Source organism: Pelagibacterium lentulum (assembly GCF_003992625.1).
Classification (GTDB): domain Bacteria; phylum Pseudomonadota; class Alphaproteobacteria; order Rhizobiales; family Devosiaceae; genus Pelagibacterium; species Pelagibacterium lentulum.
On sequence record NZ_RZMW01000022.1, the window covers coordinates 20,407 to 40,376 of the forward strand.

The 19,970-nt window shown below is 56.8% G+C and carries 21 protein-coding genes and 1 pseudogene; 13 read left to right on the forward strand and 9 right to left on the reverse strand.

What is annotated here, in order from left to right:
- Nucleotides 1–154 precede the first annotated feature (154 nt).
- On the reverse strand, nucleotides 155–1,255 hold the full coding sequence (locus EO133_RS06610) for an alpha/beta fold hydrolase (RefSeq protein WP_206513469.1): 1,101 nt from the start codon (nucleotides 1,253–1,255) through the stop codon (nucleotides 155–157).
- Nucleotides 1,256–1,378: 123 nt separating this feature from the next.
- Here EO133_RS06610 and EO133_RS06615 point away from each other — a divergent pair, with 123 nt between their 5' ends.
- Entirely contained in the window at nucleotides 1,379–2,074 is a 696-nt protein-coding gene (locus EO133_RS06615; protein ID WP_127071875.1) for a TetR/AcrR family transcriptional regulator, read from the forward strand.
- A 21-nt stretch (nucleotides 2,075–2,095) separates the two neighbouring features.
- Nucleotides 2,096–2,437, forward strand: a pseudogene (locus EO133_RS06620) (integrase core domain-containing protein); the annotation flags it as partial.
- A 222-nt stretch (nucleotides 2,438–2,659) separates the two neighbouring features.
- Here the strand turns inward: EO133_RS06620 and EO133_RS06625 are convergent.
- Together EO133_RS06625 and EO133_RS06630 are read right to left on the reverse strand one after the other, a co-directional pair.
- Complete coding sequence (locus EO133_RS06625; protein ID WP_127071877.1) at nucleotides 2,660–3,001, reverse strand: YciI family protein; 342 nt, start codon at nucleotides 2,999–3,001, stop codon at nucleotides 2,660–2,662.
- Nucleotides 3,002–3,131: 130 nt separating this feature from the next.
- Nucleotides 3,132–3,455, reverse strand: a complete 324-nt coding sequence (locus EO133_RS06630; protein WP_127071878.1) for an ArsR/SmtB family transcription factor — start codon at nucleotides 3,453–3,455, stop codon at nucleotides 3,132–3,134.
- Nucleotides 3,456–3,691: 236 nt separating this feature from the next.
- Here EO133_RS06630 and EO133_RS06635 point away from each other — a divergent pair, with 236 nt between their 5' ends.
- From EO133_RS06635 to EO133_RS06660, 5 genes are all read left to right on the forward strand, one after another.
- Nucleotides 3,692–4,117 carry a YdeI/OmpD-associated family protein gene (locus EO133_RS06635; RefSeq protein WP_127071879.1) on the forward strand — a complete coding sequence of 142 codons (426 nt, stop codon included), beginning with the start codon at nucleotides 3,692–3,694 and terminating at the stop codon, nucleotides 4,115–4,117.
- A 244-nt stretch (nucleotides 4,118–4,361) separates the two neighbouring features.
- On the forward strand, nucleotides 4,362–4,787 hold the full coding sequence (locus EO133_RS20815) for an SRPBCC domain-containing protein (RefSeq protein ID WP_371870934.1): 426 nt from the start codon (nucleotides 4,362–4,364) through the stop codon (nucleotides 4,785–4,787).
- 291 nt (nucleotides 4,788–5,078) lie between these two features.
- Nucleotides 5,079–5,252 (forward strand): DUF4180 domain-containing protein, encoded by a 174-nt coding sequence (locus tag EO133_RS20725; RefSeq protein ID WP_345842242.1) that lies wholly within the window; start codon nucleotides 5,079–5,081, stop codon nucleotides 5,250–5,252.
- 126 nt (nucleotides 5,253–5,378) lie between these two features.
- Nucleotides 5,379–5,804, forward strand: a complete 426-nt coding sequence (locus tag EO133_RS06655; protein ID WP_127071880.1) for a VOC family protein — start codon at nucleotides 5,379–5,381, stop codon at nucleotides 5,802–5,804.
- Between the two features lie 2 nt (nucleotides 5,805–5,806).
- On the forward strand, nucleotides 5,807–6,262 hold the full coding sequence (locus tag EO133_RS06660) for a hypothetical protein (protein ID WP_206513470.1): 456 nt from the start codon (nucleotides 5,807–5,809) through the stop codon (nucleotides 6,260–6,262).
- A gap of 763 nt (nucleotides 6,263–7,025) precedes the next feature.
- Here the strand turns inward: EO133_RS06660 and EO133_RS06665 are convergent.
- Nucleotides 7,026–7,757 (reverse strand): FadR/GntR family transcriptional regulator, encoded by a 732-nt coding sequence (locus EO133_RS06665; protein ID WP_244640849.1) that lies wholly within the window; start codon nucleotides 7,755–7,757, stop codon nucleotides 7,026–7,028.
- Between the two features lie 180 nt (nucleotides 7,758–7,937).
- Between EO133_RS06665 and EO133_RS06670 the strand changes: the two genes are divergently transcribed.
- Nucleotides 7,938–9,086, forward strand: coding sequence for a mandelate racemase family protein (locus EO133_RS06670; protein ID WP_127071882.1), 1,149 nt, complete (start codon nucleotides 7,938–7,940; stop codon nucleotides 9,084–9,086).
- Nucleotides 9,087–9,124: 38 nt separating this feature from the next.
- Nucleotides 9,125–10,714: an ABC transporter substrate-binding protein gene (locus EO133_RS06675; RefSeq protein WP_127071883.1), complete on the forward strand. Its 1,590-nt coding sequence runs from the start codon at nucleotides 9,125–9,127 to the stop codon at nucleotides 10,712–10,714.
- A gap of 108 nt (nucleotides 10,715–10,822) precedes the next feature.
- Here the strand turns inward: EO133_RS06675 and EO133_RS06680 are convergent, their stop codons facing one another.
- The 5 genes from EO133_RS06680 to EO133_RS06700 form a co-directional block, all read right to left on the reverse strand.
- Nucleotides 10,823–11,569 (reverse strand): ABC transporter ATP-binding protein, encoded by a 747-nt coding sequence (locus tag EO133_RS06680; RefSeq protein ID WP_127071884.1) that lies wholly within the window; start codon nucleotides 11,567–11,569, stop codon nucleotides 10,823–10,825.
- Entirely contained in the window at nucleotides 11,566–12,408 is an 843-nt protein-coding gene (locus EO133_RS06685; protein ID WP_127071885.1) for an ABC transporter ATP-binding protein, read from the reverse strand. Before EO133_RS06685 ends, EO133_RS06680 begins: the two co-directional genes overlap by 4 nt.
- A gap of 6 nt (nucleotides 12,409–12,414) precedes the next feature.
- Nucleotides 12,415–13,317 carry a nickel transporter permease gene (gene nikC, locus EO133_RS06690; protein ID WP_127071886.1) on the reverse strand — a complete coding sequence of 301 codons (903 nt, stop codon included), beginning with the start codon at nucleotides 13,315–13,317 and terminating at the stop codon, nucleotides 12,415–12,417.
- Nucleotides 13,314–14,336: an ABC transporter permease gene (locus tag EO133_RS06695; RefSeq protein WP_127071887.1), complete on the reverse strand. Its 1,023-nt coding sequence runs from the start codon at nucleotides 14,334–14,336 to the stop codon at nucleotides 13,314–13,316. The genes nikC and EO133_RS06695 overlap by 4 nt, the downstream gene beginning before the upstream one ends.
- Nucleotides 14,337–14,533: 197 nt before the next feature.
- The gene (locus EO133_RS06700) at nucleotides 14,534–15,448 is read right to left on the reverse strand and encodes an AraC family transcriptional regulator (protein ID WP_127071888.1); all 915 of its coding nucleotides are present in this window, start codon (nucleotides 15,446–15,448) and stop codon (nucleotides 14,534–14,536) included.
- A 263-nt stretch (nucleotides 15,449–15,711) separates the two neighbouring features.
- Here EO133_RS06700 and EO133_RS06705 point away from each other — a divergent pair, with 263 nt between their 5' ends.
- From EO133_RS06705 to EO133_RS06720, 4 genes are read left to right on the forward strand one after another with little or no spacing between them, the layout of a single operon-like run.
- Nucleotides 15,712–16,605 carry a carbohydrate ABC transporter permease gene (locus EO133_RS06705; protein WP_127071889.1) on the forward strand — a complete coding sequence of 298 codons (894 nt, stop codon included), beginning with the start codon at nucleotides 15,712–15,714 and terminating at the stop codon, nucleotides 16,603–16,605.
- 8 nt (nucleotides 16,606–16,613) lie between these two features.
- A complete protein-coding gene (locus tag EO133_RS06710) occupies nucleotides 16,614–17,519 on the forward strand; it encodes a carbohydrate ABC transporter permease (RefSeq protein ID WP_164734914.1) in 906 nt (301 codons plus the stop codon).
- A gap of 5 nt (nucleotides 17,520–17,524) precedes the next feature.
- A complete protein-coding gene (locus tag EO133_RS06715; RefSeq protein ID WP_127071890.1) occupies nucleotides 17,525–18,649 on the forward strand; it encodes an ABC transporter ATP-binding protein in 1,125 nt (374 codons plus the stop codon).
- 23 nt (nucleotides 18,650–18,672) lie between these two features.
- Nucleotides 18,673–19,941, forward strand: a complete 1,269-nt coding sequence (locus tag EO133_RS06720; protein ID WP_127071891.1) for an ABC transporter substrate-binding protein — start codon at nucleotides 18,673–18,675, stop codon at nucleotides 19,939–19,941.
- Nucleotides 19,942–19,970 lie beyond the last annotated feature (29 nt).

The following is a 19,970-nucleotide window of genomic DNA, read 5'->3' on the forward strand; positions in this document are numbered from 1 at the left end:
TTGCATAAAGGTAAATGGAGTTTATCTTCTCGTCAAGATAAATGTGTTCGGCGTCCAGCATCCGGCTCGAGGAGGGTCACTGGCGTGCAAACGATGGGCGAGGTGTGCTTACAAACCCCTTTCATCGCTACATATCCAATCAAGCCACTACAGATCATTTGATGGCGAAGGGTCGGACCCGGCTCACCAGTTCATCAAGGAACTGATCAGGACGGGTGAAGGCGGCGAGGTGACCGGCTTGTCCGATGGTGACGAACTCCTTATGTGGCGCGTTGACCGCCTCGAAATAGGCCTTTGCGCTCGTGGTGGGCGTGATGCCGTCGGTGTCACCCTGAAGGATGAAGAAGGGGATATCGAACTCTGTGCCGAGAGCGTAGGCGTCGAATGCGACCAACTCAGGATAGAGCTGGCCCATCGAGGCTTCCATGGCGCTCTGGACGTCCTGAATGTCGGCCATTGTGTGAGAGGGAGAGGTCATCAATGCCGGAAAGACGACGTCCATCACCATGTCGGGAATTTTGGGATTGGCCTCGATCGTCCAATGGTTAAGAGCGGCATATTGCGCCAAGGACCACTGTGCTGGATTGCTCCCCATTTCTTCCAATGCCCTGACACCTTTATCGGGGCCGTATTGCGTCAGCCAATCGAGCGTTATCCGCCACGATTCCCCAAAGGCATCCCCGCCCACATTCTGATCTGTGCCGACATAAGCGTGAAACAGTTCGGGATGGTTCCGGGCCAGGCTTAGCCCCACGATGCTTCCGACCGAACTGGCGACGAGAATTACCTTGTCTGCGCCTAGACGTGCCCGCACATACTCGACTGCCTCCAGAGCATCGAGCTCCAGCTGGGCAAAGCTCAGCTCGCCTGACTGCAACTGCGCACCGTTGCGTCGGAATGTCTTGCTCGCCCCGCGCTGGTCGTACTGAACAATGGTGAAGTACCGCTCCCATGGCTGAGTGAGCGGGTTGAACATGGTATGACCAGACCCCGGTCCGCCGTGCAGAAACACTAGCACCGGGTTGCTGCGGTTCTCGCCCCGGATGGTCATCCAGTGCTCTATGCCGCCGATCTCTACGAATTGCTCCTCCACGATGCCGTCGGGTGCCGTCATGCGCAGTGTCTGGGCATTGTAGTGCTGGGCGATGGGGCGCAGGATCATCGCCTTTGTAACGCGGGCTGCGTAGCTATCAGATAACGCGACAAAAAGAGTTGCGGTGCCTACTAACAGGGCGATGGAGGCTACTATGATCATTTTCGGTCGCATTTCTGTTTCCGTGAGTGTGTTGCAGGTCATAATTGTGTCTTGAGGACACAATTAAACTGTGTCCTATATACGCAATTAAATCCGCAATGCAACAGCCATTAGGGAATCGGAATGGATGAGACGATCGCTCAGGCGATGAACATTCTTTGGCGTGGCCCTGCCAGTCCAACAAGGGGACCGAAGCCCAAACTTACCCATGGGATGATTGCGCGGGCGGGGATCGCCCTGGCTGACACCGAAGGTCTTTCCGCCGTCTCGATGCAGCGGATTTCGGAATCTCTCGGGGTGACCAAAATGGCACTCTATCGCTATGTCCCGAGCAAGATTGTGCTTCTTGCGTTGATGACGGATGAGGCGATGCACATGCCCCACGGAATTGATCTCGATCCGAATGACTGGCGCGCCTCCCTGACGCGCTGGGCGCACGGGTTAGCCGATCTTCTGATGCAGCATGGCTGGGTTCTCGAGGTAACCCAGGGGCCCCGTCCGGTCGGGCCGACGGAAACCCTTTGGCTGGACCGGGCGCTTGCCTGCCTCGAACACGCGCGGCTCGACGGACAAGCGCGTATCAGCACGGTGGCGGCGATCGCGGGCATGGTGCGCGGTGTTGTTCAACAGCAACTTGCTGCGCCAAGCGGGGGTGAAGAAAGTTCCCACTTTATTGAGGCAATACGCGATGCCGCCAGACGGGGCAGAAAGTATCCTGCGTTGGCGGCTGCAATCTCTGAGAGGTCAGGGGTCAGAAGGCAGGCTCTGGATCACGGCTTGGATCTCATATTCGACGGACTCGAACGTCACATGGGATGAAGCGGTAGTCGACCCGCTATGATCGCGGCCGACAAACTCGCCGACTGGCGTGAAACACATGAGATAGGACTCGTCCGCGGCTCGCCCAACCATCCCCAGACCCTGGGCAGGATTGAGCGCTGGCACCAGACGTTGAAGAACCGCGTCCTGATGGAAAACGACTTCCTGCCCGGCGACCTCGAGGCTCAGATCGCCGCCTTCGTCGAGCACTACAACCAAAAGCGCTACCACGGGAGTCCTGGCAATCTCACCCCGGCCAACGTCTATTTCGTGGGCGGCCAGACCATCATGCTGGAAAGCGAAAGGATCAAACGCGAAACCTTCAACCAGAGGCGCTTGCCACATCGCAAGGCAGCCGCCTAAAATGCTACAATTGAAGGGCCAGAACTTCCTTTGCATCAGAGCGCCACTGCAGACGAACCGCTCGTTTGCCGTTGCATCCTCAACGGAGACCTCAATCACATCTCAACTGGAATCAATAGGTCCTGCCAGGCAGGCGGTTCCAACTGCTATGTTCCCTATGCACTTAGGAAAACACCGGAAGCACCGGTCGTGAACGCGATGCTTTCGGAAGGTCGTTTTTTGCTACTGCTGGATGGGCCGGATTTCGACGCCACCATAGCGAGCATCAGGCACGCGCTCTGCTATTTTTATGGCCGCGTCAACATCGTCAGCTTCAATGAGGAAAAAGCCGCCGACCTGGTCTCCGGAGGTGACATAGGGCCCCTCGGAGGTAAGTGTTTCGCCATCCCGTAGGCGAACAGTTGTGATATTGGCTGGCCATGTCGCAGTTCCTCGCCCCACGCCATCGTCTTGGTTTAGCAATGCGTTGAGTTCTCCGTATCCCTTGCCGTGTGCCGCCTTGTCTTCCGCGCTGGCTGCCGCCAGCATGGCTTCGTCTTTGTAGATGAGCATCAAATATTGCATGTCTTCTCCTTGGTTGGCGGGCTATCCGCCGGTTAGAACAGCACGCCGGGCGCCACACCCCCGTGGCGGTATGACTAGACCTGCTGTTTGGGATAGGGCGGCACTGGGATAGCCGCTGGTGTGAGCTGCTCTACTGATCCATTCGCTGCAGCAGATCTTCTAGTCGGTCGAACCTACTTTGCCAAAACCCCACCATCTGACTGGTCCAGTCCATTAAAGGGGACAAACCATCGAGCTTTGGGCTGTAGTGGGTTTGCCGCCCCTCATGTCGGGCGCGAATGAGGCCCGCCGACTTCAGCACTCCCAAGTGCTTGGATACACCTGGCTGAGATATTCCCGTCTGTTCGGTCAACTCGGAGACCGTCAACTCGCCTTGACGGCAAAGCCGTTCGAACATGGCCCGCCGGGTCGGGTCGGAAAGGGACTTGAAAAGTAGATCTTGTGTGGCTGACATTGCGATCACTTGACTGTTCGGCTATGTTCATTAGATAGCCAGATAGAAATATGGAGTCAAGCAGGATACCGAAAAAATCGGAAAATTACCTATATATACTGAATATTTGGTGCTTCCGACACATTCGAATTTGGTTATTTGATCTCATGAATATGAAACCACCAAGCCTACCTAATGCGAATCTGGTGATGATAGACAGTCAGTGACTGGCGCAACAAAACGGAGGTGCTCGATCGATGAAGTTTAGCGCAAAAGTTATTCCAGCTGGAAACGCAACGGCAGTCGAGATCCCCGAAGAGGTGATGGAGGTTCTCGGTCCCGAAGGTCGCCCGCCGGTGAGCGTCAAGATCAACGCTCACAGCTGGCGCACTAGGGTCGCGGTAAAGAGCGGGCGAAGGCTGATCGGGATCAGTGCCGCGAACCGTGAGGCGTCAGGCATTAGCGAAGGCGATATTGTCCAGGTGGAGATCGAGCGCGACAACGAATCAAGGGCCATAGTTCTGCCAAGCGATCTTTCTGCTGCTCTGGAGAGCGTCGGGCAGGCAGCCTTTGAACGTTTGCCCTTTGGCCTACGACAAAGGCTCGTCCGAGAGATAGAGCAAGCTAAGTCGCCTGCCGTGCGTCAACGCCGAATCCAAAAACTGGTGAAATCGTTGGGTTAGCAGCAGAGTTTGGCGGCTGACACGATATTTCGGGCGCTTGGCGATCCAATGCGGCGGGCCATGTTCGAGCGGCTCTGCATGACCCGGTACTGGGAAGGCCGCTTCGACGATTTGCTCAAGAGGATAGATGATGACTGCGACTGACGGTGAAACCCTGACATATCTTGTCGAGCGTGAATTCACGCATTCGCCAGAAAAGCTGTGACGGGCTCTGACCCAGCCAGACCTGATCGCTGAATGGCTGATGAAGAATGATTTCCGTGCCGATGTAGGCCACAGGTTCAAGTTTGCCGGTGACTGGGGTGGCGTGCTCAATTGCAAGGTTCTGGAAGTCGAACCGACCACCCGTCTGGCTTACACATGGGACTTTGACCATGATGATCCCACATATGCTCTCCAGAGCGTTGTGACGTTTACACTCAGCCCCACGGCTTCGGGAACGACCGCAGTTGCTTCATCGATCCTGCCGCGTGTCATCTGCCGAGACAGCGCTTCGGCCGCTCCGATGATGCCGACGCAGCTCAGCGTGCAGGTGCGGCAATCATCAAGGCTCCGCAGGACACGTTCTATGGTGGTTACGCCGGGTATTTCTGCGACCTCGACAAACACCTATGGGAAATTGTCTGGAATCACAGATGCTACCCGCGGACGAGTAACATCAACCTCATGATGTCACTGGTTTCCAGATCGGGAACCAGTGACTGCTGACTGCTCGGTGCCTGCGCGCGATGCGGGGCCAATTGGAACCTGGGGCGGACGACATTGAGTGCTGAACGAATGGAAGTCTGAACCTTTACTTCGCTTCCGTGCAGGGGCCAGCACTGGCCAGCGAGCAGGATGCGCTGGTCCTGTTAGGTGCAACTTATGGCATTGGGACGGAAATTTTCGTTGTCCCGGTCCATAGTTTTGCGCCTGCGTTTTTCGACATTAGCAACAGACAAGCCGGGCATTTTTCCAGAAGATGCAGAACTACCGCATGGGCCTGGTCATGCTCGGTGACATCTCCGGTCAGATTGCACGCAGCAAGGCATTCAGCGAATTCGTCGGCGAGATCAATCGTATCGGGTATCATCTGTTCGCTGCTGATCGAAGCGAACATTGTCCCGACAATCTGAACGGCTGCAAACTGGTTTGATGGCAGTCAACTCTACTGACAAGTTCTGTCATCGCATTCTGTTTTATCTCGGCAAAGAGACGGCTGAACGAACCCGTTCGCTCCGCTGTTGTGTCCATTGTCACGTGGTAAAAGCAGGGTTTCATAATGTTGAACGAACAAGCATTTCTAGGTCTCGCCCAAGTAAATCTCTCAGCGGTCGATGTCGCGGCCGCAAGAGATTGGTATGCCAGCTTTCTTGGCATCGATCCCTATTTCCAGCGGCCTGACGAAAGCCGTCCGGCCTATGTCGAGTTTCGACTGGGCGCTTTCCAGGATGAACTGGGGATCATTGATCGCAGATATCTTCCGCCCACGACAGCTCAGCCGTCCGGCGTTATCGCGCGATGGCACGTTGCCGATATCGACGCAACCATGGCGCGGCTTCTCGATCACGGTGCCAGCGAGTATGAACCGGTGACCTTGCGTGAGGCCGGGTTCGCCACGGCATCGGTGACAGACCCCTTCGGCAACATCCTGGGCCTGATCCATAGTCCCCACTTTGCCGATGTGCTTTCCGCGAAAAACGGTTAGGGATGCGGACCGTCGCTGAAAAGATGGGGTTGCGCGATGGCATGCGCGCCTATCTTGCTCGGGCCGATGAGACAGTGCTTGAGGCAATGAAACTACCACGGCTTGAGCTTTCGCCTGAGCTTGTCGGCTGCTTCGACTACCTGCACGTCTTTGTCACTACGCAGGACGCCCTCGAAAATGCGTTTGCCACCATGAGACCGCACTTGGCCAAGCGTGGTTCGCTCTGGGTTTCCTGGCTCAAGGGCACACCCAAAGGGTCCGACCTAAACTTGCAATCGGTGATCCGTATTGGATATGATTACGGTCTCGTCGAAAGCAAGACACTGGCGGTCGACGCGCTCTGGTCGGCCATGAAGTTCACCCATCCAATTCCGGGCAAAAACTACCAGAACAGCTTTGGGTCTCTGAAGGATCCATGCGCGCTGCCATGGCAGTCGTCTTGCCGCAACGGAGGATGACTTGGTTCATGGTCACGAATAGCTAAGTCTTTATTGGCCGCATGGCTGCCGTTAGGCCAGCGTTGGACCGACCATTAAAGTCTGCAATGAGGTCAGAGCTGCCGTTCAGAAGCGGCGTGTTGTCGGCCCATTTATCACCGCACAGCTGCAAATCTGCGCGGGTCAATTGGTCGCTACTGACCGATTCCCAGCTTTTCGTTTATAGGGCTATGGCGAAGACGAAGTTCTCATTTGCGCCCGGTGCGGGGGCGCCATTTGCTTGAGATGACGCCGCGTAAGCATGGGTATTTTAACGAATACAAGCCTAACGGCGTCTTCAAGCACTACGACTGGACGGCATTGTCTTTAGCCTTGATCACGCGGCAGGTGTTTTCCTAGTACCGAGACAGAAGGCTCAACGCATTGGGGGTAGCATATTGATGGCCATAGGGGGGAATGTCGCGCTTGGCCGGCAATAACTGGTGCCGTGCATATAGATCTTGCTTGAGCGCGTCGGTTCTGCAGACGGATGCGCCCTACAAAGGCTGCCAAAGTAGGTTCCCTATCGAAACTTTGGGATGTGTAGTTCAACGATCCCACAGCGACTCCCCTTCCCGTCGAGGCAACCGTCGTGCTGGGCTATAGATCAGGAAGCGGGCCTGATTTGGCGCGGCTCAGGCAGCAAGCTTCAGGATCTGGCGCTCGACCAATCGCAAGTATCGTTGGCTGACGCGCCCTGAAGATATCGGCGCGGGTGTTGCTCGATTGAATAAGGCCCAAAGGGCTACTTGGCCGGATGGCGGAGCAAGGCGCGGTAGCGGTCAAGGCTATCTTCGAGGTGATCTTTCATAGCTCTTTCCGCGGCTTCAGAATCTCCCACAATAATGGCATCGATAATGCGCTCATGTTCTATGACAATGCTGGGATTGGGAACATAGGCTTGCACCGGCCCATCACCTGCTTCCAGTTCCACACGGGGTGTCAGGCTTGGGCGGATAAGCGTTAGCAATTCCGGGAAGAGCATATTCTGCGATGCCTCGGCGATCGCATGGTGGAAAGCGAAATCGGCATCGCGGGTCGATTGCCCGGCTTCCAGCAATTTGGCCAGTCCGGCGTTTGCCGTAACGATTGCGTCGATTTGGGCGCCAGAACGCCGCTTGGCCGCAAGTCCGGCTGCCCTGATTTCAAATGCCGACCGCATTTCGAAAAGCTCGATTACGCCCGACAGGCGCGCCATGTTCAGACCGGAAAACGGTTTTGTGTTTGCTTTGGCCGGATCCAGAGCATAAACGCCCGATCCTTTTTTCGCCTCAATCAGCGCTTCGGCCCGCAATTGACTGAAGGCTTCGCGTACGACCGTTCGGCTGACCGCATATTGGCGCGTGAGTTCGGCTTCACTGGGTAGGCGCGCGCCGGGTTTGAATTGACCAGTCTCGATAGCGAGACGCAGATCACTTGCTATCGTGGCCGCCCGTGTCAGGACCGAACCGTGGAAATTTTCAGAATCTTGCGGCAACGGTGAGGTTATTCCTTTTTGACAGCAGTCACAGACCTTTGCAAATGCGTCGGGTCCGCCTGCCCTCTTATATATGACAGATGGCCTCATGCAAAAGGCATATTGCTCTAGCTTCCCGGGTATGCCATACATGCTGTAATACAAGTTAGATCGACTTATGCGACTGAAGGGGCGAGGCCATTGATTATCACCGACGTGCAGGTTCGTGTATTCAACCACAAGACACGCCGCCATTCCGACAGCGCCGGCCATGCCCATCCCGGTCCCGAGCATACGGTCCAGCAGGCGATGCTGACCATTCGGACCGAAGACGGCCACGAGGGGCACAGCTTCACGGCCCCTGAAGTCGCACGTCCGCATGTGATCGAGAAATTCGTCAAGAAAGTGCTCATCGGGCAGGATCACCGCGACCGTGAACGGCTATGGCAGGACCTCGCGCATTGGCAGCGCGGCTCGGCCGCGCAATTGACCGATCGCACGCTGGCGGTCGTCGACTGCGCCCTCTGGGATCTGGCGGGCCGCACGCTCAACCAACCGGTTTACAAGCTCATCGGCGGCTACCGCGACAAGGTTCTGGCCTATGGCTCGATCATGTGCGGGGATGAGATCGAGGGCGGATTGGCGACTCCGGAGGACTACGGCCGTTTTGCCGAAAAGCTGGTGGCGCGTGGATATAAGGGCATCAAGCTTCATACCTGGATGCCGCCGGTGAGTTGGGCACCAGACGTTCGCATGGACATCAAGGCCTGCGCCGCTGTGCGCGAGGCCGTTGGCCCCAATATTTCCCTGATGCTCGACGCCTTCCACTGGTACACACGCACCGAGGCGCTGGAGCTGGGCCGAGGGCTCGAAAAGCTTGGATTTGACTGGATCGAGGAACCCATGGATGAGCAATCCATGTCGTCCTACAAGTGGCTTTCCGACCAGCTCGATATCCCGGTTGTCGGCCCTGAAAGCGCCGCTGGCAAGCATTGGCATCGCGCCGAATGGCTCAAGAGCGAGGCTTGCGACATCCTGCGTACCGGCGTCAACGACGTGGGTGGCATCACCCCTGCCCTCAAGACCATGCATCTGGCTGAATCCTTTGGCGTGCAATGCGAGGTGCATGGCAACACCGCAATGAATTTGCACGTGGTTGCCGCGACAAAGAATTGCCGCTGGTACGAGCGCGGCCTTTTGCACCCGTTCCTCGAATATGACGACGGGTTCGACTATCTCAACAGCCTTTCCGACCCTATGGACAGCGACGGTTACGTGCATGTGCCGGACCGTCCGGGCCTGGGCGAAGACATCAATTTCGATCACATCGAGAACAACCGGGTGGCCTGATGCCGGCCGGTCAATGCCGACACTATGGAGGAGGTGGCATGAACAAGTTTTTCGCTAGCGTATCGATCGCGGTCCTTTTGGCAGGAACCAGCCCGATCATGGCGCAAACGCCGGCCGATCAGCTGATCGTGGCCATGAACATGAACAATGTGCTGACCATGGACCCTGCCGCAATCACGGGCGGCGAAGCGGTTCAGATCCTGAACAATGTGTATGACAGCCTTGTTTCGCTCGAGCCGCAGAACAAGACATTGCTGCCGCGCCTGGCAGAACGCTGGGAGATTTCGGACGACAATCGTTCAATCACCTTCCACCTGCGCCCCGATGCGGTGTTTGCGTCGGGCAATCCGGTGACGGCAGAGGATGCGAAATTCTCGTTCTCGCGCACGCTTTCGCTCAACCTCGCACAATCGTCGGGCCTCAACAGCCGCGGCTTTACCGCCGATGCAGTGGATGACCTGTTCGTTGTGGTCGACCCGCACACCTTCGTCATCAACCTGCCCCAGGAAGACGATCCGCGCCTGATCCTGATGTACCTCACCCAGGCGGGTATCGGTTCGATCCTGGACAGTCAACTCGTTCAAGAGAACGCCGGGGACGACATGGCGCAGTCCTGGCTGACCACCAACTCCGCAGGCTCGAGCGCATTCATGCTCACCGAATGGCGGTCCAACGAGTATGTGATCCTTTCGCGCAATCAAAATTACTGGGATGCCGCGCCGGAGATGGCGCGTGTTCTGATGCGCCATCTTCCCGAATCTCAATCCCAACGGCTCGGGCTTGAGCGTGGCGACATTGACGTGGGCTTCACTCTGGCCGCCGCCGATCTGCGCGCGCTGACCGATAATCAGCAGATCACGGTTTCGACCGAGCCATCGTCAAATTTCTATTATCTGGCGATGTCCATGCAAGACGAGCGCTTTCAGGATCCTAAGATTCGTGAGGCGTTCCGCTACCTTATCGACTATGACGGCATCAATTCGGCAATCATGCCGTTCTTTGGCGTCAAGCGTCAGATGCCGGTCAATTCGACCGCCTTTGCCGCACTGCCCGATCCCAGGTACACGCTCGATGTTGAACGGGCCAAGGCACTTCTGGCCGAGGGCGGTTATCCCGATGGCTTCGATGTCACCCTGCGCGTGATCTCGACCCAGGAGTTCCTCGACAGCGCCACTGCAATTCAAGGCACGCTGGCGCTGGCCGGGATCAATGCAGAAATCATCACCGGCGACGGCGGGCAAATCTATGGCGCGATGCGCGAGCGCAATTTTGAACTGCTCGTGGGCCGTGGCGGCGGTGGGCAGCAGCCCCACCCAGACAGCAACCTCCGGGCCATGGTTTACAATCCCGACAACAGCCAGGAAGCCGGGCTGGACAATTACCAGGGCTGGCGGACCTCGTTCTACGATGCGGAGCTGAACGCCATGATCGAAGCGGCGCTGATCGAGCGCGACGAGGATGTGCAGCACCAGATGTATGAAGACATCCAGCGTATGACCCAGGACCTCGTTCATCCGATCATCCCGTTCTCCGAACGTGTCGTTACCGCTGCCTACCAGAACGAAGTCAACGGCATCATTATCGATCCCTGGGTGTCGCGCTTCGAATATGTGACCAAGAACCGCTGATACCGGCGACACACGAAAAACATCAAAGGCGCGGGGTCTTCGGAGCCCGCGCCTTTTTCATGTGCATTTGGTTCATGCGAAGGGGAAGTCGGCACAAAAAGGAGGGCCCTAGATGGCCCGTTCATATTCGATGCTGGCGGCGATCAATTCGCGGGCGTAAGGGTCTCTGGCCGATCCGTCCAGTATCGCCTCGCGCGGCAGCACCTCGGCGATCCGGCCGTGCTGCATGATCGCGAAGCGACCGCACATGTGATCGACCACCGCGAGATCGTGACTGACCATAAGGTAGGTCAGCCCTTTCTCCTCGCGCAGACGCACAAGGAGATTGAGGACTTCAGCCTGAACCGAAACGTCCAGCGCAGAGGTCGGCTCATCGAGCAGCAACAAATGAGGTTCGAGTACGAGCGCGCGGGCAATGGCAACGCGCTGCCGCTGGCCGCCGGAAAGCTGGTGGGGATAGCGGTCCAGAAATTCGACTGGCAGGCCCACATCGCGCATGGCCTGCGCCATCTTGGTCTCGCGGTCATCGACCTTGTTGACGATCAGACCGAGTTCGAGCGCAGACCGGATCGAGTGGCGAGGGTGTAGCGAACCGTATGGGTCCTGGAACACCATCTGCATGGTACGGCAGCGCTCCTGTATCGACATGGTGCGAATGTCCTTGCCGTCGATTTCGATTTTCCCGCTCCAGGTTGCGTTAAGCAGGGATGCGCAGCGCAGGACGGTCGACTTGCCCGATCCGCTTTCGCCGACAAGCCCGAAGCACTCCCCGGCGGCGATTTCGAGGTCGACGTCATGAAGCACAGTGACGGCACCGAAGCTAACAGAAAGCTGTTTGATCGAGATTGATTTCATGGGTGGGCCCCATCGGGTTCGAGCCAGCTATCCTGACGCTCGAGAACAGGCAACGGCGTGCGTGCGCCGCCCAGACGCGGTTGCGCTGCAAGCAGGCCACGCGAATAGGGATGCTGCGCGTTGTCGAGATCGCGCGCCGCCAAAGTTTCAACGACCCGACCGGCATACATGATGAGCACCTTGTCGCAGAAATTGCGAACCAGATTGAGGTCGTGCGAGATCATGATGAGGCCGATGCCCTTTTCTCTTACCAGCCCGTCGAGTATCCGCAGCACCTGCAGCCGGATCGTGACGTCGAGTGCTGAGGTCGGCTCATCTGCAATGACGAGTGCCGGATCTGTGAGGAGCATCATGGCGATCATGATGCGCTGCCCCATACCACCAGAAACCTCATGGGGATAGAGATTGTAGACCCGCTCGGGGTCTCTGATATGCACCTGCTCGAGCATTTCGAGCGCCCGGGTTTTCGCTTCCGCTCTGGAAGAACGGAAATGGGTCAGATATGCCTCCGAAATCTGGTCGCCGCAGCGCTGCGTGGGGTTAAGCGAGAACTTGGGATCCTGCAGGATCATCGAAATGCGCTTTCCGCGCACCGAAAGCATTTGCTTTTCGGAAGCGTTGAGCAAATCAATATCCTCGAACCGCATGCGGTCAGCCGTGACGTCGGCGGTGTCGAGCAGCTTGAGCAGCGCGCGCCCGACCGTCGACTTGCCCGATCCGCTTTCTCCCACAATGCCGAGCCGTTCGCGACCAAGCTGGAAACTGACGCCGCCGACAGCAGGATTTGGGGCGCCGCGATAGTGGACCGCGAGATTATGGACATCCAGAATGGGTTCCATCGCCAACTACCTCCGGTTCATCTGTTTGGGGTCGAGTGCATCCCGCAATCCATCGCCGAGAAGGTTGAAAGCGAGGCTGACGGCAAGAATGGCCAGGCCCGGGAAGGTTACGAGCCACCAGCTATCGATCATGTAACGCCGGCCTGTCGCAATCATTGCGCCCCACTCGGGCAGAGGCGGTTGCGCGCCAAGACCGAGAAAGCCCAGTCCCGCGGCCGTCAGGATGACGGTTGCCATGTTGAGCGTCAGACGGATGATGACCGAGGGCAGGCACATGGGGACGATCGAAGTCCAGATGATCCGAGCGGATGACGCGCCCTGCAACCGTGCGGCCGAGACGTAGTCCGCCGAACGGAAGGTGAGCGTTTCGGCGCGAGCCAGACGCGCGATAGGGGGCCAGGACGTCAGCGCGATGGCGATGATTGCGTTGTTGAGACTTGGCCCGAGCGCGGCAACGAAGGCGAGCGACAGGATGAGCGAGGGGAACGAAAGGAAAATGTCGGTTATCCGCATCAGGACAGTATCGATCTTGCCACCGAAATATCCGGCGACCGTACCGAATAAAAGCCCGATGGGACCAACCACGATGCTGACAAGCGCGATGATGGTGAGCGTGATGCGGGCGCCATGCACGAGGCGCGAGAAGATGTCCCGGCCCAGCTCGTCGGTGCCGAAAAGATGCGCCATCGAGGGCGGCTGGAGCGTGTTGGCGAGGTTCTGGATATAGGGGTCATGTGTTGCGATGAGCGGAGCAAAGGCTGCCATCACAACCAGCAGCGCGATTACCACAAGTCCAAAAAGCGAAGTGGGCGTGCGGGCCAATACCGAAAGGATGTTGCCGAGCATCACAAGGCCCTGAGGAAGCCTTGTGCGGTTTGTCGTCAGCGATGGTTCTGGAGCTTGGGTCATCTGGTCCTTGGATCAAACACGCGATAGAGAATGTCGGAAAGAAGGTTTAGGCTGATAAAAATCAGCCCAACGATGAGCACACAGGTCATCACCGCATTCATGTCGCCGATGAGAAGATTGGCCGTGAGGTACTGGCCGAAACCGGGCCATGCAAAGACTGTTTCGATGAGCACGGCGCCTTCGAGCAGCGAGCCATAGGCAAGCGCCACGATGGTCACCAGCTGAACGCGGATATTGGAGAAGGCATGGCGCCAGATGGTCTGGCGGCGGCTGAGGCCCTTGACGCGTGCCGTCGTAATATATTCCTGGTTGAGTTGGTCGAGCATGAAGCTACGCGTCATGCGGGTAATGTAGGCGGCTGATGAATATCCCAGCAGCGAGGCCGGCAGGATGATGTGGTTGAGCGCGGAACGGAATACGTCCCATTGCCCGGCAAGGGCGCTGTCAATGAGCAGGAAGTTGGTCCGTTCGGGCACCATGCCGATATAGAACTGGCTCATCCTGCCTGAGCCGCCAACCCAGCCCAGTCCGGCATAAAAGACCAAAAGCGCGATCATCCCGGTCCAGAAAATCGGCATTGAATGACCCATCAAGCTCAATATGCGCACGAGATGGTCGGGCCAGCGGTCCTTGTTGACCGCTGCGACTACGCCCATGGGGGCGCCGAGGCCGGCCCCGATGATAATGGCGAAGGTGGCGAGTTCAATCGTTGCGGGCAGGACGCGCCCGATATCGTTGAGAACCGGCTGGCCGGTCCTTATCGAATTGCCGAAATTGAGCGTGACCACATCGCGCAGATAGAAGAAGAACTGCTGCCAGATGGGGCGATCGAGGCCAAGCTGGCGATAGACATTTTCATAGACCTCGCGGGTCGCATCTTCGCCGACAATCGCCCGTACTGGATCGACGGGCATAACGCGCCCGATTACAAAGGTCAGCACCAGAAGGCCGAACAATGTGATCAGGATCGAAATGGCCTGATTCCCAAATGCGCTCGCATATCGCTTGCGCTCGATCATGCTACCTCCCTTATGCGAGCAATAGCCACGCAATACAGTCATACACATCCGAATTTTCTGTATGACAAGTTAGCGTCCGTCAAGCAAAATCTCGATTGCGCGTTCTTATGTTCGCATTTTCCGGCCAGCATACCGGCGCAAGTCATTGCGCTTCACTGGCCCCTTGCTCGTTATGCCAATGGTCGAGCGCCTCGGGTCTAAACGTCACCCGAAGCTCTATTTATATCCGCGGGGTAGAAACTGCCGTCGATGAATTGGCCGGATTCCTTAGCGCGGTTACGCAATCGATAGGCCGAGGGCGACGTGCCTATATAGCGCTTGAACTGGCGGGAGAAATAATAGACGTCCGGGTAGCCGGTGAGAGCGGCAGTTTCCTTGACCGAATGGCCCGCAGCCAGGATGTTCATCGCCTGTTCGAGACGCTTGAATTCGAGAAACTTGGTTGGGGTGTAGCCAAGCCGCTCCTTGAAGGCTCGGCGGAAATAGTCGGCGTTGTAGGGCAGCTTGCCCAGCGCTTCGTTCAGGATGTCGCGCTTGAACGGGTTGCCAGTGATCCTTGCGGCGGTCAGCATAACGTGCAGAGACAAGGCATCGGGACCTGCGGTGTTGATGAGAGCCTGCTCACGCCAGCGAATGAATGCCTCTTCAATATATTCAATCAGTATCACCATGAAGAGGTGATACTGCGCCAGCGTTGTCGCAGAGACTGGAGAGGTGTCGCGGTAATGGCGCACCAAAGGCTCAATGACCTCCCATCGGCTAAAGCGAGCTGTGCGTTTGAGATCCATTTGGCTAATGAGATCGACATGACCGAACAAATCCAGCGTGAAATGCTGGGCGAACCCGGAATAGACCGGCCCTTGCTCGATGCGTCCGACAAAACGTGCGCCTGCGGGGATCAACATTGCCTCGCCCGGCGAAAGGGTCGCTGCTTCGCCATCAAGTTCGTAATGGGCTCCGCCAGAAATGCAGACGACGAGATCATGGACCTCGTTGGACTTTTCGACGCGCCAGGTTGAAGTGTGGCGCATCTTGATGGTCGAGCGAGACAGCTTGAGCGAGAGCGCATCGGCAGGAATGCCGGCCAAAACTTGGCCTTCGCTTTTATCCATCTTTTTCTCCAAAAGCGTCAATGTTGTTTTCCGGATATGTAATATTCAATGAAGTCATATGATAACTATGGCCGCAATTGGCGATGTTATATGGGAGGAGCGAGGGAAGCAACGGCGGACCGTATCGTGGCGCGTCTGGTTTGTTGTTGGCCCGAATTTGCCATGATGCACATTTCCGTACCTCTGCCGCGTTTTCAGTTCATGATCCCCTCGGGCGCGCCTGTCCGTAAGGCTGCGAATCTATTTTCTTGGGGAGGCGCATAATGGGTGGCAGTGACAACAGATGGGTCGGCTTGGCCTATGTAGCGCCCTATGTTGTGGGCTTGCTTATCTTTACGGCAATCCCGTTCGGTGCGTCCTTCTACCTCTCGTTTACCGATTATCCCTTGCTACGTGATCCGATCTGGATCGGGCTTCAAAACTATATCGAACTGATCTTTCACGACCGTACGTTCCATCGCGCCCTGCAGGTTACGTTGACATATGTGTTCATAACGGTGCCGCTCAAGCTCACCTTCGCGCTGCTGATCGCCTATGTCCTCAACTACAAGCTCAAGGCCATCGGCTTTTTCAGAACTGCCTATTATGTTCCTTCGATCCTGGGGGGATCTGTCGCCATCGCTGTGCTGTGGCGCTATATTTTCGCCGACATCGGGTTGGTCAACATGATCATCACCGGGTTGGGATTCGAGGCGATCAATTTCTTTGGCGATCCGCGCTATGCGCTTTTCACCATCACCTTGCTGCGCGTCTGGCAGTTCGGTTCGGCCATGGTGATCTTTCTTGCTGCTCTGCAATCGATCCCGGCTCATGTCTATGAAGCTGCAGCCATCGATGGCGCGAACAAAGCGCAGACCTTCTTTTATATTACCCTGCCGCTTATTACCCCGGTAATCTTCTTCAATCTGATCCTTCAGATGGTTGAGGCGTTCCAAGAATTCAACGGGCCGTTCATTATCACTGACGGCACGGGCGCGCCCCTGCGCTCTACTTATCTGGTCCCGCTCTACATCTACGATAAGGCATTCCGCCAGTTCGACATGGGCTATGCCTCGGCCATCGCCTGGATTCTGTTTGCGATCATCATGGTCCTCACCGTTGTTGCCTTCTGGTCGTCGCGCCATTGGGTTTATTACGCCGGCGACAAGCGGAGCTGAGAGAAACAATGACTTCACTTGCCAATCAGCCTCAGACCTTGCTCGAACAGGCCCGCGCTCACAATGCGCGCACCCGCCGCAACCAGATGATTTCGACAGTGGTCCGCTATGGAATCCTCGCCATTGTCGGGTTCATCATGCTCTATCCGCTGCTCTGGCTGGTAGGTGCCTCATTCAAGACAAATGCGGAAATTTTCGCTTCGCCCAGCTTCATTCCGGAAAACCCTACACTGGAGGGTTATCAGCGCGGTTGGGATACTTCGACGCGGTGGAATTTCGGGCACTTCTTTCTGAACACCTTGTGGATCATCATCCCCAAGACAATCGGCACGGCGATTTCGGCAACCCTGGTGGCCTATGGCTTTGCGCGCTTCGAGTTTCCGTTCAAAAAAATTCTGTTCGCGACTGTGATCGCAACGCTGCTTCTGCCCAATGTGGTAACCCGCATTCCCCAATATCTTCTGTTCCGCGACCTGGGTTGGCTCGACACCTATCTGCCACTCTGGGTGCCCTCGGCGCTTGCCGGCGATGCGTTCTTTGTTTTCATGCTGATCCAGTTTCTGCGCGCCATCCCGCGCGACATGGAGGAGGCGGCGCGTGTCGATGGCGCAAACACCATCCAAACCCTAGTTTTCATAGTTATCCCAATGCTGGCCCCGGCCATCATTTCGGTGTGCCTGTTCCAGTTCATGTGGACGATGAACGATTTCCTCGGGCCGCTGATCTACATCTCATCTGTCGAAAAATACCCGGTTTCCCTTGCGCTGCGTCTTTCGCTCGACGTCACAGAAGCTTTCCAATGGAACCAAGTGCTTGCCATGTCGGCACTGACATTGGCGCCATCGCTGATCGTGTTTTTCGTCGCCCAGCGCTACTTCATCGAGGGCATCTCGACTGGCGGCGTGAAAGGATAAAACCAATGGCCAATCTGCAACTCAAAAAGGTCGAGAAAGTCTACGGCAACTCGTTCAAGGCGGTTCATGGCATTGACCTTGATGTCAAGGACGGCGAATTCATGGTGTTGGTCGGCCCGTCGGGCTGCGCCAAATCCACCACCTTGCGCATGATCGCTGGCCTCGAAACCATCACCGGCGGGGAAATTCGCATCGGCGATAAGGTCGTCAACAACCTTGTTCCGGGCGATCGCGGCATAGCAATGGTGTTCCAGAACTATGCTCTTTATCCACATATGAAGGTGAAGAATAATCTCTCTTTCGGGCTCAAGATCAAGCGCACGCCAAAAGAGAAAATCGCAGCAGGGGTCGAGAATGTTTCGGGTATTTTAGAGATCGGCGAACTGCTCGAACGGCTGCCCAAGCAGCTTTCCGGCGGCCAGGCTCAGCGCGTGGCGGTAGGTCGGGCACTGATCAAGCAACCGGAAGTGTTTTTGTTCGACGAACCCCTCTCCAATCTCGACGCCAAGCTGCGCGCTTCGATGCGTGTACGCATCACCGACCTGCACAAGCAGCTAAAGCAATCGGCAACCTCCTCAACCGTGGTTTACGTCACCCATGACCAGACCGAGGCCATGACCATGGGTGATCGGATCTGCGTGATGAAGGACGGGCACATCATGCAGGTGGCCGATCCGGTAACGCTCTATAATCGCCCTGAAAACGAGTTCGTGGCCGGGTTCATCGGTTCGCCCGAAATGAACCTCATACCCGTCAAGCTCAGTCGTAACGGCGCGCCCGCAATCACGCTGGGCGGGCAGACGGTGACCTTCGGCAACCAGCTTGCTTCGCGCCTATCGGCCAATTTGGGCGAGAAGCTGACTATGGGAGTACGCCCGCAACACATGCAGATGGTTTCGTCCGAAACCGAAAACGCGTTTTCGGGCAAGGTCAGCCATGTGGAATTCATGGGCCACGAAGTCAATCTCTACGTCGCTATCGCTGGACATCAGGTCACCGTCGTGATTCCGGGCGACCACTACAATCCATCAATGCTGTCGGACGGGGCCATAAGGCTCGCACCGCATGAATCGCGGCTGCACCTGTTCGATCCTGAAACGGGGCAGAACATTTCGCTGTCTCAAGACTAAAGCTCATCGAAGGGAGGATTACGATGAAAAATACTGTCACCATGGGCACTACGCTCGCACTGATGCTGACAACCGCCTTGGGTTCGGCCCAAGCCGCCGATCTGCGCGTCTCCTGGTGGGGCGGCGACGCCCGCCATGCGGCAACCCAGGAAGCACTGCAGATCTGCGGCGACAAGCACGGGCACAATATCAACCCGGAATTTACTGGCTTCGACGGACATCTTGAACGTCTGACTACCCAGTTGGCTGGCCGGACCTCACCGGATCTGATGCAGGTCAACTGGCCGTGGCTACCACTGTTTTCGCCCGACGGAACGGGACTGGCCGATCTCAATGAGTTTTCCGACATTATCGATCTGAGCCAGTGGGATGCAACGCTGCTCGAGTCGGGCATGCGCAATGGTGCGCTCAACGGTTTGCCTGTATCGATCACCGGGCGGGTTCTGTTCTACAACGCCGATACTTTCTCTGAGGCTGGTGTCGAGCCCCCCGCCACATGGGAAGACATGATCGCTGCTGCCGAGACGTTCAAGTCTGAACTGGGCGACGCCTATTACCCATTCAGCGCCTCGCGCTATAACGCCATGCTCTTGGTTGCGCTTTATGCAACACAGAAGACGGGTGTGGGCTTCATCGATCCTGAAACCAACGAAATAGCATGGGACGAAGCGACGCTTGTTGACGCGATCAACTTCTATCAGAGCCTCGTTGACGCCGGTGTGATGAAGAGTTGGGAACAAGATGCCGCAATGGGTAATCCTGGGCTGCACGAGCGTGGCGACTGGGCATCAGGTGAAATTGGTTCGTCTTATGAATGGGATACCACTGTGTCCCAGATCGCAGGCCCGTGGGGCGCTGACCATCCCTTGGTTCCTGTCATGGCGCCGCGCATAGACGGGGCGGTCAGCGACGGCATCTTCCGCAAACCCTCAATGATGTTTGCGATTTCAGCCAGTTCTCCCAATCAAGAAGCTGCCGCAGAAATCTTGAACTGCTTGATGGTCGAGGATGAAGGTGTGCGTGTGATGGCTAGCCATCGCGGCATTCCGGCTGCGGCTTCGGCTGTAGCGCTTCTAGAAGCCGAGGGGCTGATCGACGCAAACGTCAAGGCTGCAAATGATCTGGTCTTGGCTGCTGACACGCCACCTGCTTCGCCCTATTTCGAGGATCCGGCCGTACGCACCGCCTTTGAAGGCGTACTTGAAGAGTTCGCATATGGCCTGATGTCAGCCGAGGATGCAGCACGCGAAATCATGCGTGGCACTGAACAGGCGCTGCGCCGCGTGCAGTAAAAGCCAAACGACGGGCCGGCTCTTTCCAT

Bases quoted from the DNA above. Each gene is read 5' to 3' on its own strand.
- EO133_RS06720 (WP_127071891.1), top strand. From the start codon at position 18,673: ATGAAAAATACTGTCACCATGGGCACTACGCTCGCACTGATGCTGACA.
- EO133_RS06675 (WP_127071883.1), top strand. From the start codon at position 9,125: ATGAACAAGTTTTTCGCTAGCGTATCGATCGCGGTCCTTTTGGCAGGA.
- EO133_RS06610 (WP_206513469.1), bottom strand. From the start codon at position 1,255: ATGATCATAGTAGCCTCCATCGCCCTGTTAGTAGGCACCGCAACTCTT.
- nikC (WP_127071886.1), bottom strand. From the start codon at position 13,317: ATGACCCAAGCTCCAGAACCATCGCTGACGACAAACCGCACAAGGCTT.
- EO133_RS06660 (WP_206513470.1), top strand. From the start codon at position 5,807: ATGCGGACCGTCGCTGAAAAGATGGGGTTGCGCGATGGCATGCGCGCC.
- EO133_RS06700 (WP_127071888.1), bottom strand. From the start codon at position 15,448: ATGGATAAAAGCGAAGGCCAAGTTTTGGCCGGCATTCCTGCCGATGCG.
- EO133_RS06710 (WP_164734914.1), top strand. From the start codon at position 16,614: ATGACTTCACTTGCCAATCAGCCTCAGACCTTGCTCGAACAGGCCCGC.
- EO133_RS06635 (WP_127071879.1), top strand. From the start codon at position 3,692: ATGAAGTTTAGCGCAAAAGTTATTCCAGCTGGAAACGCAACGGCAGTC.
- EO133_RS06625 (WP_127071877.1), bottom strand. From the start codon at position 3,001: ATGCAATATTTGATGCTCATCTACAAAGACGAAGCCATGCTGGCGGCA.
- EO133_RS06705 (WP_127071889.1), top strand. From the start codon at position 15,712: ATGGGTGGCAGTGACAACAGATGGGTCGGCTTGGCCTATGTAGCGCCC.
- EO133_RS20725 (WP_345842242.1), top strand. From the start codon at position 5,079: ATGCAGAACTACCGCATGGGCCTGGTCATGCTCGGTGACATCTCCGGT.
- EO133_RS20815 (WP_371870934.1), top strand. From the start codon at position 4,362: ATGAAGAATGATTTCCGTGCCGATGTAGGCCACAGGTTCAAGTTTGCC.
- EO133_RS06630 (WP_127071878.1), bottom strand. From the start codon at position 3,455: ATGTCAGCCACACAAGATCTACTTTTCAAGTCCCTTTCCGACCCGACC.
- EO133_RS06715 (WP_127071890.1), top strand. From the start codon at position 17,525: ATGGCCAATCTGCAACTCAAAAAGGTCGAGAAAGTCTACGGCAACTCG.
- EO133_RS06615 (WP_127071875.1), top strand. From the start codon at position 1,379: ATGGATGAGACGATCGCTCAGGCGATGAACATTCTTTGGCGTGGCCCT.
- EO133_RS06695 (WP_127071887.1), bottom strand. From the start codon at position 14,336: ATGATCGAGCGCAAGCGATATGCGAGCGCATTTGGGAATCAGGCCATT.
- EO133_RS06680 (WP_127071884.1), bottom strand. From the start codon at position 11,569: ATGAAATCAATCTCGATCAAACAGCTTTCTGTTAGCTTCGGTGCCGTC.
- EO133_RS06655 (WP_127071880.1), top strand. From the start codon at position 5,379: ATGTTGAACGAACAAGCATTTCTAGGTCTCGCCCAAGTAAATCTCTCA.
- EO133_RS06685 (WP_127071885.1), bottom strand. From the start codon at position 12,408: ATGGAACCCATTCTGGATGTCCATAATCTCGCGGTCCACTATCGCGGC.